The organism is Paraliomyxa miuraensis (assembly GCF_026337845.1).
Classification (GTDB): domain Bacteria; phylum Myxococcota_A; class Polyangia; order Nannocystales; family Nannocystaceae; genus Paraliomyxa; species Paraliomyxa miuraensis.
On sequence record NZ_JAOVZF010000129.1, the window covers coordinates 1 to 14,922 of the forward strand.

Here is a 14,922-nt window from a genome sequence, read left to right on the forward strand (position 1 = left end):
AGCTCGTCTTCCCGTTCCATGGACACGAAGGTCCCGGCCCGATCGCGCGCCTGCAAGACGGGTCAGGGCGACCTCGTACGCCGCTGTTGTCAGCAGTGGCACGAGGACGAGCGCTTGGAATCCGACGGGCAACGGACGTCGGGCTCGGGTCCACGACCCGAGCGGCACTCGGTGTGCGGGCGGACCCTCGCCCGCATGATCGTCGGCGCGATCGCCCAGCTCCACGAGATCACGTGCGCAGGGAGCGTCGGAGTCGCGGCTCCCTCGCCCCTCGCAGCGCCTACGGAAACCTCTGACGTCGAGCACAGCCGCACGGCCGAGCCCCAACATGCCCAGCGACATCACCTCGGCATCGATCCCGCGCTCCCGCCCGAGCGTGGGAGGTAGCCAACCCCCGGTAGCACCCGCAGCATCGACGAGCCCACGAGCGTCTCGCCGTCGTAGACCAGCCGATGGGCGAGGTCTCCCGCGACGCTGGCGATGGCCCCGTCGAGCCTCATCGGTCATCGTGCAAGCAAGGGCAGGCGTCAGACCCTACGCGGCGGAGATGACGTCGCCCAGCCGCTCGCAGTCGTCCACCGTGGCCCGCACCACGCGGACCCCGGCCGTGGGTGGTTCGTCACATTCGCCTTGCTGGTTCGCAGGTGGCCAGGACCGGGTACGCGTCGTACCACGTCGACCACCAACACCATCAGGCCGACGCGCACGCTGACCACCGCATCGACCTGGTGCCGGCAATGCCATCACCGCGCGATCGCGGTAGAGCTTCGCCCAGCCCACGCCTCACGGCGCAGGCGTCTTCGGCTTCCGTGGCTTTCTCACCAGCTCGACGATGTCGACGTTGAGGGCATCCGCGACCTTCGCCAGCCAATCGATGGTCGGGCTCTTGGCGCCGTCGAGAACGGAGTAGAGGTAGCTCCGGGCAGTCCGCGCGCGCTTGGCCAAGTCGTTGATCGAGATGCCCTTGCGCTCGCAGATCTCCTCGATCCGGGTCGCAACGCGCAGCCTGGCCTCGTCGGGGGTCACGATGACGATCGTAGCCGTCCCGATATTCCGTCCTCAGTAGAGGACAAAATTCCTTGCTCACTCGTCCTCAGTAGAGGACAGTTGGGACATGGCTAGATCCGAATCACGCCGGCCCATCACGAGGCGGCTTCAACCCACCGAGCTCGTTCAATTCCTGCGCTCCCTCGTAGGGCTCCCCCCTTTGGACGGCGAGGATGCGGCCAACGTCGCTGGCCCGCCGCTGGGGCCGGCTCCGTTGGTGGACGTCGACGCATGGATAGAGTGGTGCCTCGCCGGCCTCGAGGTGTGCGCCCCGCCCAGGGGGACCAGCACCCCCTCGAACCGGCCCGGCCCGTGGGTCCCGACGGTTCGCGACGCGGTCGAGGCGGGGCGCCGCTTCGCGGCCAACTTCGCGGTGGTCCGTCACGGCTCCATCTCGCAAGCCGCCGTGCGGGCGGAGACGTCGCGCCAGTGGATCCGCAGGACCTTGAAGCGCGCGGGCACCTACCAGCCGCCGGCCTACATGGCCAACGGCACCAAGAGCAAGTCGACCCAGCAGCAACGACGACGAGCCAGCGAGGCGCGTGCCGTCGATGCCCTCGCCGAGCTCGGGCGCGGCATGACCGAGACGTCGATCGCCACCGCGAGCAGACCGGTGCGAGTGCACATGACTGGCGACTTCGTGCGGATCGAGATCGAGGGCGAGGCGTCGATCCACGCGAGCCAGCGCCAAGCGCTGCGAGTCCTCACCACGACCTTGGTCGAGCTGGGCGGTCCGATCGACCGCGAAGGCGGCGAGAGCCGCGGCAACGACGGAGGCAACCATGCGCGCTGACCATCCAACCATCACCGTGGATCTCTGCGAGACGCTCGAGGCGCTGGCCCACGCGGCAAGGGAGCCTCGACGAGGGGTCTGGGTCGAGGCTGCAATGCTGGCTGCGAGCGAGGTGCAACGACGTGGTGGGGTCGACGGCCAGCGCGCTGCCGATGTCCTCGCGAGGTTGAAGGCCGGCGAGCGACGAGGGCACGAGGAATGAGCGTCGCGCCGAACCCCGTGCACGAGCGTGCGTTGCGGCTCTCCTATGACGACTGGCTGAGCGTGGTTGCCTTCACGCTCGCGTGTGTCGCACGGGGTGATCCATGCCCGCCGTGGGCGTGGGCGTTGTACCGGTATGCGGACGCGACCGCACGGGCCGTGCCTCGTGCCTTGATCGATGCGCTCGGCCGCGGTTCCTTCGAAGGAAGGACGGCCGAGTGTGATCGCGATCTGGCCACCCTGGGCGAGGCTCAGGGCCTGTGTTTCGTGCTCGAGCGCGTGGGGCCGAAGGTTTGGATCATTCCCACCCCGTTCGGGGTCGCCGTCCGCTTCGCGCATGACTTGCGAGAACTCGAGGCCCTGCCGCCGGGCATGGACCACGAGGGCAAGGGGGCCGAGGCATGAGCACCGACCCCCGCCGCGTACATGCGCGCGCGTCGACCCTGACCTGCGACGAGTGGCTCAGCGTGCTCGCGTTCCCGTCCACATGCGCCACGGTCGGCAAGCGTTGCCCCAAGTGGGTGCGAGCGTTGTGCGAGTTCGCGGACGCCACCGGACAAGCCGTGCCGCGTACGCTGCTCGATGCGCTCGGGCGCGGTGAGCCGCACGGGAAGACCTCCGAGTGCGACCGCGATGCGGCCAGCGTGGGCGAAGCCCTGGGCCTGTGCATCGTGCAAGGGAGCGCGGGCCCAACGGTCCAGATCATGCCCACGCCGTTCGGGTTCGCGGTCTGGTTCGTGCGCCATGTGAGGGCGATCGAGGCGCATCTGAGCGCGCTCGGTGGGACACCGCGGCGAACCCGGCTCGGCGTGGCGACCCCACGGCTCGAAGCACACCGGCGCCCATCCGCCGCCTTGTCTCGGGTCATGCCCCCCGGCATCGACCACCAGCCCCGGGCCGTGACGCCGAGCGTCGGCCACGACTCACCCCGGGCCCTGCCACCCAGCATTCACCACGAGGACGAAGGGAGCAGGACATGAGCACGAGACGCAAGCCCCGACGCGGCTCCCTCTCCCTCCCGAAGATGTCGCCGCAGCGCCGCAAGGTCCACGAGCGAGCGCTGCGGCTCGGATTCGAAGCATGGGAGGTGGTGCAGGGCCTCCCTGCCGTGTGCGCCAAGGTCTCGGTCCCCGTGCCGCGGTGGGCGGCCGAGATCTTGGAGCACGCCCAGACGCTCAGCCACGAGGCACCCGACGTGGTGATCGAGGCGCTCCTGGACATGAGCGACAACGGGCACGCCTGGCCCCGAACGCGGGAGGCTCGACGGTGGGGAATCGCGATGGGGCTATGGATCGGGCACACCCGCAACGTGGCCGTGTGGCCGCTCGGCGACGCAGTGGTCGACGCGTGGCGCGAGCGACGATCCTCCGAGCCCAAGGACGCGCCCGATCACGCCGCAGCATGGTCCGCGATGGGCATACGGCACGGCGCCGTCGTGAGAACGGCGAGCGGAGCGGTCGCAGTCGTGGGCGAGGTCAGCGAGCTCGATGGCTCCGTGCCGCTGCGCTTTCGAAACCGCACGGGGAAGGCCATGCCAGGCACCAAGCTCACCGTCATCGCCAAGCCCAACGAGGACCACCCTCTCCACCAGATGACCGACGACATGTTGGAAGTTCCGTACATACGGAAGCGGCTGCGCCGGCTGCCCTGGACATAGGTGCCCCCATGCCAGAGAAGCGCAGGCAACCAAAGCGGCCTCTCGGAACGCCGTTGACCAACGACCAGGGCTCGCCTCCCGTGGTGGGGGGTGAGGGAGGGTCGGGTGCTCGACGTACCCGCTCGATCCGTGGACATACGTCCGAGCCCGGGCCGGCCTCGTTGGGGAGGCCGTCCCGGGCTTCCATCGAGCCGGAGGGCGGCGCTCCACTGCCCAGCGGACGACCGCAAGGCGCCACCGCGGGGCAGCCCTTGGCGGCGCAGACCAGCAACGAGAGTTCGATCCCTGTAGCGAGGGATGACGGAGGATGGGAGCGGCAGCGCTCGAAGATGCTCGGCAGGGATCAGCTCGACGACGTCGACTTGCTCGCCTTGATCCTGGGGGGCGCCACGGCGAAGGAGCGAGCGCTCGCGCTGCTCCAGGCAGTCGGAGGACTCCTGGGGCTCGCCGACACCCACCCGCGGCAACTCGCCCGCATCCCCGGCGTGGGGGCAACACGAGCCGCCAAGATCGCGGCTGCGTTGGAGCTCGGACGACGGCTGGTGGCGCTGTCCATCCCCCATGGCCGAACCATCGAACGGCTCGATGACGTGGCCACGTTCCTCCGCGCGTCGATCGGGAGCGCCCCCCAAGAGGTGGTCATGGTGCTGGGGCTCGACGATCGCTCGCGCCTCGGGCTCGTACGAACGGTGACCACGGGCTCACGATCCTACGCGTACGTGCGTCCTCGGGAGGTGTTCCGGCCGCTCATGCAAGCGGGCATGCACGGGGTGATCTTGGTTCACAACCATCCCAACGGTGGAGCCGAGCCGAGCGATGCCGATCTCGTTGCGACGGATTACCTGGCCGAGGTGGGACGCACGGTCGGGATCCCGGTGCTCGATCACCTGATCGTGACTCGCGACACCGTGGTGTCGATCATGGAGTACGGGATCCTGTCTGGGGACGAGGGGTAGGCGCTGCCCCACCGCGGCGGTCCTTCGTCGTCGGGCTCGTCCCTGGCCACTCGCGCCCGCTCGGCTCACCTGCGGCCCCGCGGCCGCGTTGGCATCCTCCCCCGTCATCCGCCATGCTCGAGCCCATGCGGTGGTCCAACGACGAGGCAGCGCGCTTTCAGGCGCTTCGAGAGCGAGCGGCTCGTGGTGAACTTTCGCCGACCGAGCGTGCCGAGCTCGATGCCCTGCTGGCCGAGCTCGACGCCGACGAGGCCGACGCCCTTGCTCCTGCCATGCAGCGCCTGCGCACCGAGGCCGAGGCGATCGCCAAGAAGACCGCGAGTCTCGACGCGAAGGCCCGTGAGCTGCTGCGAATCGCCGAGGAACACGAACGCCTCCTCGCCGACGCCAGCTCGGCCGTGGAGCGACTACGCGAGCGGAGCGCCGCGCTGGCCGAGGACTATCGGCGCGTGATGGGCCACGAGTTCCGCTCCGACCGCTGAGCTCGTCGTGCGAGGCGAACGGCCGAGGGGCCGCATCGTTCAGGCGTCGCCGCGTCCGCTCCTCCACCGTGCGTTCCCACGGCCCGAACGGGCCACCCGAGGGCTCCCAACCGCCGCGCCCGGGGCGCGTCAGCTCTGGCGCTCGTGCGCGCGCGCCAAGCCTCGCGTAGCCGGTCCCCGCTTGACCGGCGGGGTGGCCAACGGGTTGGCCACCTGGCCCACCGGTGGGACACCGAGTGGCCAACGGGTTGGCCACTCGACGTTCCGCGGCGGGAGTCGATGTGGTTGTTCACGTCGCGGGTCGATTTTCGGTGGTCACTCGCGATCCACCCTCCCATACTCCGCCAACGCTTCACCGCTCGACGTCGTCGACACGTCGCGCGCATTCGCGAGGGCTCGATGTGCTCTCGAATGCGCGCACGAACGTGGCAGGACGACATCGGCGAGTCGTGCTCGAGAACCGCTCATGGCCAACGATCCCGCATCCCTGTTCACCATCGAAGGCACCGTATACGACCCCGTAGGGGCCCGCAGACCAGGCGTACGACTGGTCGCGGTCGACGTGGTCGACGACCAGCAATCGCAGCCCAAGGTGCTCGTCTCGGCGACCACCGACGCCAGTGGGCGCTTCTCGCTGCCGCTGTCGGCAGATCAGGCCCTGCGTCTGTTTCGTTCCGGGAAGGACGAGGAGCCCGGCGAGGCAGGGCGACCGCTGGCCTCGCGAACGCGCCGGCTGGCGATCGTCGCCTACGTCAACACGGCAGTGGTGGGGCGGCTCGATCTGCCCGTCACCCTCGACGGGATGGCCAAGGGGTACGACGTCAAGATCAACACCACGCAGTCGGGCAGTACGACGGCGGTCTTCCGAGGCGATCACCAGGTCAGCGGCGTCCTCCACGATGCTGCGGGACAGCCGGTCGCAGGCATTCGGATCGAAGTGCTGCATCGCCGGCTGCGCGACGAGGTGGTGATCACCAGCACCCACAGCGGCTCGGATGGCTCGTTTCGGCTGAGCTACGACCCGCTCCCGCTGCTCGGCGAGGAGGCCAAGACGCTCGCGATCGTGGTGCGAGCGCTCGAGCAGGGAGAGAACGGCTGGGAGGAGCTGGTCAGGAGCGAGCGCTTCTGCCCTGCACCGCGCACGCTGGAGCTCACCCTCACCCTGCCGGGCGAGCCCGACACCCGCACGGAGATCGAGAAGGTCGGCCCGGTCGTGGCCGCCCGCACCGAAGGGCTCACATGGGGCGAGCTCACCGACGACGACGCCGAGTTCATCGCATGCCAGACCGGCCTGCCGCTGTCGCAGGTGGCGCTCTACGTGCGCGCGGCTCGACTGGCCGAGAGCACCGGCGTACCCGTCGAGGCGATCTACGCCCTGGGGGCGCGGGGCATGACGGTCAGCGTGGCAGCGATCGGAGCGCTGCGGCCTGCGGCGCTCCGCTCCGAGCTGCTGGCCGCGGCGGAGCAACAACTGGTGCCGGCATGGGCCGACATCGACGTCGTGGTGACGCAGATGTCGAGCACCGTGGGAGCCCGTGCCGCCGCGGACGACGACGACGCGCCGCTGGGACAGCTGTTGGCCGCGGGTGGACTGCCCACCACGCTGCGCGAGAGCTTCGTGGTGGGCTACGTGGGCCGCACCGGTACCGTGGCGGAGTTCTGGCAGGACTTCGCGAGCACGCACGCCCCAGCGGAGGTCGACCAGGTTCGGTTCACGCTCTACGCCGGAACGCTGGCCAACGATCACCTGCCGCTGGTGACCGCGCTCGAGTCACGGCGGCAGGCGGGCGATCTCTCCTCGCCGCGCGATCTCGCCGCGCTCGGCCTCTCCGACTGGCAGGCGATCGTCAGCGGTACGGGGGGCGAGCCAGGAACCGGGGCTCCGGCGACCTACCCAGGTGCCGATCAGAACGAGCGCGAGAGCCTGTATGCGATCGCGCTGGCCCGCGCCGCAGAGGAGGCGTTTCCCACCACCGCGCTCGTGCAGCGCGTGGCCAAGTCCGGTCGCTGGGCACTCGCCTCCGCGTATGTGGCCGAGCACCCCACCCTGGACTTCCGTACCACCAACGCGCGGCAGTACCTGCGCAACAACCCTCCGGCTGGGCTGACCACCGAGCAGGAGGAGAGCCTACGGCAAGAGCTCTCCACCGCGCAGCGCCTGTTCATGGTCGCGCCGCGCTTCGATCGCGACCAGGTGGCGGGCGCGTTGCTGGATGCGGGGATCCACTCCGCGCAACAGATCGCCGCCATGGGCCCCTCGGCCTTCGTGGAGACCCACGGCGGGGTTCTGGGCGAGGGCATCGCCAAGGTGGTCTTCGACAATGCGCACCACGTGAGCGCCACCCTGGCGACGTTGCTGATGAAGCACGCGCCCTCGCACAACTCACTCCCGTTCCCCTCCGGAGGTGGAGGCAAGGTGCCGACCAGCGGTGACGAGGTGCCGCCGGACCTCGAAGGGCTGCTCGGGCCGCTGGACTACTGCGCGTGCTCGCACTGCCGCTCGGTGCTCAGCCCCGCGGCGTACCTGGTGGACCTGCTGCGCTTCCTCGAACAACGGCCCGCGCTCGCCGACGAGGATGGAGTCCTGCCCGCGCTGGCGCCGTTCGACGTGCTGGTGGCTCGGCGGCCCGATCTGCTGCACACGCTGCTCGACTGCGCCAACACCAATACGCCGCTGCCCACGATCGATCTCGTCAACGAGATCCTCGAACGCGAGGTGGTGGGCGGAGCCCCAGCGTCGTGGCCACAGACCACTCGCTCGGCGCAGGAGCTGCGAGCGCAGCCCGAGCACCGGATCGATGCGGCCTACGACGCGCTGCGCACCGCCGTGTACCCGTGGTCGCTGCCGTTCGATCTGGCCCGGGTGGAGACCGAGGCATTCCTCGGGCACCTGGGCGTACCGCGACACGAGCTCTTGCAGACCTGCGGCGCCCCCTCATCCGCGCTCGACGACGCCGTGATGCAGGCCCGGCTCGGGCTGACGCAGACCGCAGCGCAGGTCGTCGCAGGGCAGGACGTCGGACAGTCCCTGCATGCACTGTGGGGGATGGACCTCGCACAGTGGCCGGCCTCGTCCTGGGATGTCCGGACCTTCCTCGAGCGGACGCAGCTCGACTTCGAGGAGCTCCAAGCGCTGGCCTTCACGACCCATGCGAGCGGAGGACAGTTCGCGGTCACCTTCGCAACGCCGTGCCAGCTCGACGGTGCCACGGTCGACGGCCTCGACGACACCCGCCTGGGCAGGATCCACCGCTTCCTTCGCCTGCAGCGTGCCCTGGGGTGGACGATGGCCGAGACCGACGCCGTGATCTCGGCGCTCGGCTCGGAAGAGCCCGATCCGTTGGACTGGACGTGCTTGCACGCGATCGCCCGCTTCATCGCGCTGCACGAGCGTCTTGGATCGTCGTTGCCGCGGGCCGAGCTGCTGGCGTGGTTTGGTGACCTGTCCGTGGTTGCACCTGCCTCGGGCGCGCGCTCGCAGTACGAGGACATCTACGTCGAGCCCACCGCCCAAGGCGAGACGGGGCCGCTGGCGCTCGGTCAGCCGGCCCTTCCGCTGACCTCGGTCATGCCTCGCCTGGCCGCAGCGCTGTCACGGACCGAGGACGAGGTGGCGCGGCTGTTGGCGCTCGACCCCGCGAGGACCGACACGACGATCGCGAACCTCTCGTGGTTGTATCGGTGGTCATCGCTCGCCCGGGCGCTCGAGCTGAGCATCGACGAGCTCGTCGCGCTGGTGGAGCTGTCGGGAGTGGTGCCCTTCACGACGCTCGGCGCTGGAGCGCTCGAGACCGTGGAGGATCTGGTGCAGATCGCCGATCGGGTCGCGGCATCGGGTGTATCGGTCCTCGATCTGGACGCGCTCCTGCGACACCAGGGACCGAATCCGGCCGGCATCTCGGAGCCCGAGATCGCGGCGCTCTTGGTCGAGCTCGTCCGCGGTCTGCAAGCGGTGCGCAGCGAGCTGAGTGCAGCCGTCGATCCCTCGCGGTCCGCCTTGGCCGTGCTGGCCGAGCAGCTCGAGCGGCTCTACTCGCCGACCGAGCTCGCCCTCCTGCTCGACAGGGTGCAGGTGGTGCCAACGCTGCCCCCTGGTGCATACGAGTCGGTCCCCGTCGCGTTCGAACAGTGGCTCGACCAGAGCACGTGGGAGCTCCTGCAGAACGTGCCTGCCGGCTTGGAGGACCCACTTGGCAGCCTCGACCACCGCGCGTCGCTCGTGCTCGGCCCGCTGGTCCCCCACCTCCGCGAACGGCTCATGGAGGGCGTGGTGGTCCGTAAGCTCGGCGAGGCCTTCGCGCTCTCCGCCGGCGCCACCCGAATGCTCCTCGCGCTCGATGACGAGTCCGGCTCGCCTCGCCTGTCGTGCTTCGTGGACCCGTCCTCGACCTTCGTCGATGCCATCGACTTCACCTCGGGAGCCGAGCTCCTCGCCGAGCCGTCGTTCCCCGAGCAGCTCGCGACCGCGCAGACGACCTGCTGCGGGGCCGTTCGTTGGCTGGCCAAGGCTGCGGCGCTCGTCGGCCAGCTTCGCTTCGGCGATGACGACCTGCGCTGGCTGCTCGAGCACGCACAAGCGCACGGCGTGCTCTCGCCGGCCGCTCTGGTCATCGAGCCCGAGCCCGACGCCTCGGAGTTGCTCGAGCCGTGGCTCGCGCTCCAGCGTTTCGCCGCCTTCGCACGGCAGCACACCGATGGCATTCCGTCGCTGCGAGCGGCCATCGATGCAGCGGGCCCGGACTTCCGCGCAGCGCTCGCCAAGGCCACGGGCTGGGAGGACGATGCACTGCCCGACATCGACTCCTCGATCGTCGAGGTCGCCGACCGGCGTGGGATCGATCTCCTCGCGGCCCCCACCGTCGATGTGTTGTGGCAGCTCGGTGATGCCTTCACGCTCGCCCGGCGCCTCGGGGTGACCGCCGCCCGCGCCTGCGCCTGGGCCACGCCCACCGCCACCACCGAAACCGCTCGCGACGTGCAAGCCGCCGCCAAGGCCCGCGTACCGGCGCAGCGCTGGCCGGCGGTGATCGAGCCCCTGCGCGACCGCCTGCGCGTGCGCCAGCGCGACGCACTGGTCGCCTACGTGCTGGCCAACGACCCCACCACCAAGACCCCCGAGGACCTCTTCGGCCGCCTGCTCATCGACACGCAGGTCTCCCCCTGCGCCAAGACCTCGCGGATCAAGCAGGCCCTGTCGGCCGTGCAGACCTTCGTGCAGCGCGTGCAGCTCCACCTCGAGCCGGGCGTGAACCTCTCGGCCAGCGCGAGCGGGCAGTGGCAGTGGATGTCGCGCTACCGGGTGTGGGAGGCCAACCGCAAGATCTTCCTGTGGCCCGAGAACTGGCTGGAACCCGAGCTGCGCGACGACAAGACCGAGCTGTTCACCGCGTTCGAGAACACCCTGCTCGAGCGCGAGCTGTCCGAGGCCTCAGCCGAGGCGGCCGTGACCGAGTACGTCCAGCAGCTCGACCGGATCGCCCAGCTCCACGTCGCGGGCATCTACCACGAGCGCGAGGTCGGACCCGGCGACACGCTCGTGGTGGACCGGCTGCACGTGTTCGCCCGGACCAAGGCCAAGCCGTACCAGTACTTCTACCGGATGCGGGTCGACGACGCCTACTGGACGCCATGGGAGTCGGTGCCGCTGCGGATCGAGGCCACATCGGTGATCCCGTCCGTGTTCCGACGACGGCTGATGCTGATGTGGCCGACCTTCGAGCGCAAGGTGCCCGAGACCGATTCCGTACCGAACGCCGAAGTTCCGCTCCGCAAGCACTACGAGATCCGCATGTCCTGGTGCGTGCGCGAGGAGGGACGCTGGGGAGAGGTGAAGGTCTCCGACCACACCGCGAGCGACCAGAAGATCTTCTACCCCGCGTATGGCCCTGCCAAGGTCAACCTGAAGGCCGCCAGCTCGGACCGCTTCTTCTTCCGCACGTATCTGGCCGAGCAGGGTGGTGTCCTGGTGGTCGCCCCTTCGTTCACGACTCTCGCATCGAACAATGATGTGGCCGTGTATCCATACGTGGCCCATGCGCCGCGCTTCTACTTGGGGGGTAGCCGCGACGACCTCGGCACATCGACGCTCCCCGCAGGCCAACGCTACGAACCTGGATCTCCCCTCGCTCCAAAGAACACGGACCTGCGGCTGCGAGGATTCGTCGCCAAGGGCGATGAGCCCTTCGATCTCGAGGTCCCCGCACGCTCGCAGCTGACCGGTGACATCGTCTCGGTCGCGCTCTTTCGGGCCCCCTTCCGCTTCACGGTGGCGACCTCGCAGCAGTACCCGGGCTTCGCGTCGCAGTCGCCGTTCGTGTTCCAGGATCGAGTGCGGTCGTTCTTCGTGGTTCCGCGAGACTCCGGGCTGGGGAACGACCTGACGGGAGCTCCGTCCGACGACGATGCGCCCTCGCTCGAGGGGCTGAGCAAGATCTCCCACGGTGCCGTGCTCCCGGCACTGGGCGCCCCTTCGGGCTCGTTGCTGGATGCGGAGGCCGGCGCAGCGTGGAGCAGCGCAGGAGCCCACGGCCAGCTCCACGGATCCGTGCCGGCCACCAAGGGCGGTGGTCTGTCCAACTTCGAGAGCTGGTCGTTCGAGCTGTCGGCCTTCAGCCACCCGTTCGCGGACCGGCTGCTGTCGCTCATCCGACGTCACGGCGTCGAGGGAATCTATGAGCCGCCCGAAACCGGCGACGGTGCGGGCATGGCTCGCCAGCTCGTCCGGCACAATTGGAATGCCCTCTACGAGCCCAAGCCGGCGATCTCCAGCGGCTCGATCGTCGACGAGCTCGAGTTCGAGTTCGGCGGCGCCTACTCGGTCTACAACTGGGAGCTGTTCTTCCACGTCCCGATGTACGTCGCGCTGCGCCTTTGCGAGGACAGGAAGTTCGCCGAGGCCCAGCGGTGGATGCACTTCGTGTTCAATCCCACCGAGGGTGGCACCACGCCCACGCCATCGCGCTACTGGAAGGTCAAGCCGCTGTTCGAAGCCGAGCGCAGCGACGTGGCCGAGCAGCTCGAATCGCTGCACTACGAGGGGGACGACGCGGCCAAGAACAAGCTGTGCACCGAGACCCGCGACGAGATCGCGCAGTGGCGCAAGAACCCGTTTCGGCCGCATGCACTGGCGCGGTTGCGGCACTCGGCCTACCAGCGCTGGGTGCTGATGCGCTACCTCGACAACCTCGTGCAGTGGGGCGACCACCTGTTCCGGCAGGACACCATCGAGTCGAACAACGAGGCGCTGCAGCTCTACGTGCTCGCGGCCCAGCTATTGGGGCCACGACCCACGGTGCTGCCCGCCCAAGAGGCCCAGGCGATGACCTACGCCAACGTGCAGGGCTCGATCGACGAGTTCTCCAATTTCCTGGCCCAGGCCGAGAACGCTATCCCTACTGCGGGGTGGACCGACAAGGGGGGCGCGAAGAGCACCAAGCTCGCGGTAACAGGGTTCGACATCACGCCCCCGCAAGGCGCGGTGAAGGTGAGCGTCGAGGAGCTCGACCTGCCCAACACGTCCATCGTCGGGCTGTTGCAGCTCATCGGAACCAGGTATGTCGCGCCCACCACGCCCGAGGATCCGACACCGCGACTGTACTTCTGCGTACCTCACAACGACGCGTTCCTGCGCTACTGGGATCTCGTCGAGGATCGCCTGTTCAAGCTGCGGCACTGCCTCAACATCGAGGGCGTCGCGCGGCAGCTTCCGCTGTTCGACCCGCCCATCGACCCGGGGCTATTGGCTCGGGCCGCAGCCTCGGGGGTGGACCTGTCGACCGCGCTCAGCGACGTCGGAGCCATGCTGCCGCACTACCGCTTCTCCACCATGCTCGGGCTGGCCAAGGAGCTCGCGGCCGAGGTGCGGGGCTTTGGGTCGGCCGTAGCGGATGCGCTACGCAACGCCGATGCCGAAGAACTCGCCGAGCTGCGAGCGGCTCAGGAGGCCAAGCTCCTGGCCACACTCCGGCAAGTGCGGGAGCAGAGGATCGGGGAGGCACAGGAGGCGGTGCGGAGCATCGAGCGGGCGATCGACGTCGCACAGCACCGCAAGGACCACTACGACCAACTCCTGAAGAACGAGGACCTACCCAAGGAGACCAATCAGCTCTCGAAGCTCGAGCTGGCCAAGGCGCAGACGCAGAATGCGACGGCGCTGGAGAAGATCGCGTCCACCTTGATGATCATCCCAGCGTTCAGCTTTGGCTTCAGCGGCAACGGTGTGCATTCGACCCTGGCATTTGGCACCGAGCAATTCGCGGGCCTCTTCCGCTACGGTGCTATGGTCGCACATAGCAACGCCGGCCAGAGCCAGGCGTCGGCCAACATCTCGGGCATCCAGGCGGGGTACGAGCGGCGCAAGCAGGACTGGGAGCTCCAGCGGGACCAGGCCAACAAGGAGATCGTTCGGCTCGAGCAGGACCTCGTGGGCGCGCAGCTCAGGGTCGCGATCGCCAAGCGCGAGCTGTCCGACCACGATGCCCAGCTCGCCAATGCCAAGGCCGTCGATGCCTACTTGCGCGAGCGCTACACCAACGCCGAGCTGTACCGCTGGCTCGGCTCGGAGCTGTCGCGCAGCTACTTCCAGGGCTACCAGCTCGCGTTCGAGATCGCCAAGCAGGCGCAGCGCTGCTATCGACACGAGCTCGGCATCGGGGACGCGAGCTTCATCGAGTTCGGCTACTGGGACAACCGCCGCAAGGGGCTGCTCGCCGGCGAGCGACTGCTGCACGACCTGCGGAGGATGGAGACCTCGTACCTCGCCAACAACCGGCGGGAGTACGAGCTGACCAAGAAGGTGTCGCTTTCGCGGCTCGATCCCTTCGCGCTTCTCCAGCTCCGGCAGGATGGTTCGTGCTACCTCAACGTGCCCGAGGCGCTGTTCGAGCTCGATCATCCGAGCCACTACATGCGGCGGCTGCGGTCGGTACGGCTGTCGGTGATCGGCAATACCGGGCCCTTCGACTCGCTCCCCGCAACGCTGACGCTGACGCGCAGTCAGGTGCGCACGTCGGCGACGAGCTACGCCGATCCAGAACAGCCCGTGGTGGAGGCCGGCGGGGCCACACAGAGCATCGCCTTGAGCACCGGGCTCTCGGACGCCGGGCTGTTCGAGGCCAACCTCCGCGACGAGCGGTATCTGCCGTTCGAGGGCAAGGGGGCCGTCAGCGACTGGAGGATCGACCTGCCCAAGGAGCTGCGCAGCTTCGACTACGGGGCGATCTCCGATGTCGTGCTCGAGCTCCAGTACACGGCGCGCGAGGGTGGGGCGGCCTTTGCCTCGCAGGTGCTCGGCGCAGGCGGAGCGGCCCTGCGCGGGCGGCTCGACACGATGGGCCTGGGCTCGGAGGACTACGGCGACGGACGCATGTGGGCGTGGAGCGTCCGCTCGCGATTCCCCGAGGCGTGGGCGTCGTTCGTGGAGCCCGAGGAGGGGCAGCCGCATCGGGCGGAGCTGTCGCTTGCGTCGGAGCACTACCCGCATCCGCTCAGCGGCAGCACGTTGAGGATCAAGGACGTGTTCGTGGTGCTGGCCGGGGGCAGTGTCGATGGTGGCACCGGTATCACCGTCACGGCCCCGGGGGGCTCGCAGCAGGGAGGCATGCTCAATCCCCACCTGGCACTCACGGGTGTGCTCGTGGCCGGGCCGATCGTGGTGAGCACACCACCGGCCGGGACCGCCGATGCGTTCGGCTCGTGGGCCTTCGAGATCGACGCCGGAGACGTAGGGGCACCGACCACGCTCGAGGATCTGATCGTCGTGGTGCGCTACACGGAGGGAGACTGAGG

The 14,922-nt window shown here is 69.0% G+C and carries 10 protein-coding genes; 8 read left to right on the forward strand and 2 right to left on the reverse strand.

The window, feature by feature from the left end; translation table 11 throughout:
* Positions 1-341: 341 nt before the first annotated feature.
* Complete coding sequence (locus OEB96_RS03170; protein WP_266213928.1) at positions 342-500, reverse strand: hypothetical protein; 159 nt, start codon at positions 498-500, stop codon at positions 342-344.
* A gap of 283 nt (positions 501-783) precedes the next feature.
* A complete protein-coding gene (locus tag OEB96_RS03175; RefSeq protein WP_266213929.1) occupies positions 784-1,026 on the reverse strand; it encodes a helix-turn-helix domain-containing protein in 243 nt (80 codons plus the stop codon).
* Positions 1,027-1,207: 181 nt separating this feature from the next.
* On the opposite strand from OEB96_RS03175, the gene OEB96_RS03180 reads away from it, so the two are divergent.
* The 8 genes from OEB96_RS03180 (at position 1,208) to OEB96_RS03215 (ending at position 14,920) form a co-directional block, all read left to right on the forward strand.
* Positions 1,208-1,840: a hypothetical protein gene (locus OEB96_RS03180; RefSeq protein ID WP_266213930.1), complete on the forward strand. Its 633-nt coding sequence runs from the start codon at positions 1,208-1,210 to the stop codon at positions 1,838-1,840.
* Positions 1,830-2,042, forward strand: coding sequence for a hypothetical protein (locus OEB96_RS03185; protein ID WP_266213931.1), 213 nt, complete (start codon positions 1,830-1,832; stop codon positions 2,040-2,042). The genes OEB96_RS03180 and OEB96_RS03185 overlap by 11 nt, the downstream gene beginning before the upstream one ends.
* Positions 2,039-2,446 carry a hypothetical protein gene (locus tag OEB96_RS03190; protein WP_266213932.1) on the forward strand — a complete coding sequence of 136 codons (408 nt, stop codon included), beginning with the start codon at positions 2,039-2,041 and terminating at the stop codon, positions 2,444-2,446. The genes OEB96_RS03185 and OEB96_RS03190 overlap by 4 nt, the downstream gene beginning before the upstream one ends.
* Positions 2,443-3,021: a hypothetical protein gene (locus OEB96_RS03195; RefSeq protein WP_266213933.1), complete on the forward strand. Its 579-nt coding sequence runs from the start codon at positions 2,443-2,445 to the stop codon at positions 3,019-3,021. Before OEB96_RS03190 ends, OEB96_RS03195 begins: the two co-directional genes overlap by 4 nt.
* Positions 3,018-3,698, forward strand: a complete 681-nt coding sequence (locus OEB96_RS03200) for a hypothetical protein (protein WP_266213934.1) — start codon at positions 3,018-3,020, stop codon at positions 3,696-3,698. The genes OEB96_RS03195 and OEB96_RS03200 overlap by 4 nt, the downstream gene beginning before the upstream one ends.
* Positions 3,699-4,027: 329 nt before the next feature.
* Entirely contained in the window at positions 4,028-4,654 is a 627-nt protein-coding gene (locus OEB96_RS03205; protein ID WP_266213935.1) for a JAB domain-containing protein, read from the forward strand.
* A gap of 125 nt (positions 4,655-4,779) precedes the next feature.
* Positions 4,780-5,136 carry a hypothetical protein gene (locus OEB96_RS03210; RefSeq protein WP_266213936.1) on the forward strand — a complete coding sequence of 119 codons (357 nt, stop codon included), beginning with the start codon at positions 4,780-4,782 and terminating at the stop codon, positions 5,134-5,136.
* Positions 5,137-5,602: 466 nt separating this feature from the next.
* Positions 5,603-14,920, forward strand: a complete 9,318-nt coding sequence (locus OEB96_RS03215) for a Tc toxin subunit A-related protein (RefSeq protein ID WP_266213937.1) — start codon at positions 5,603-5,605, stop codon at positions 14,918-14,920.
* The last annotated feature ends 2 nt before the right edge of the window (positions 14,921-14,922 follow it).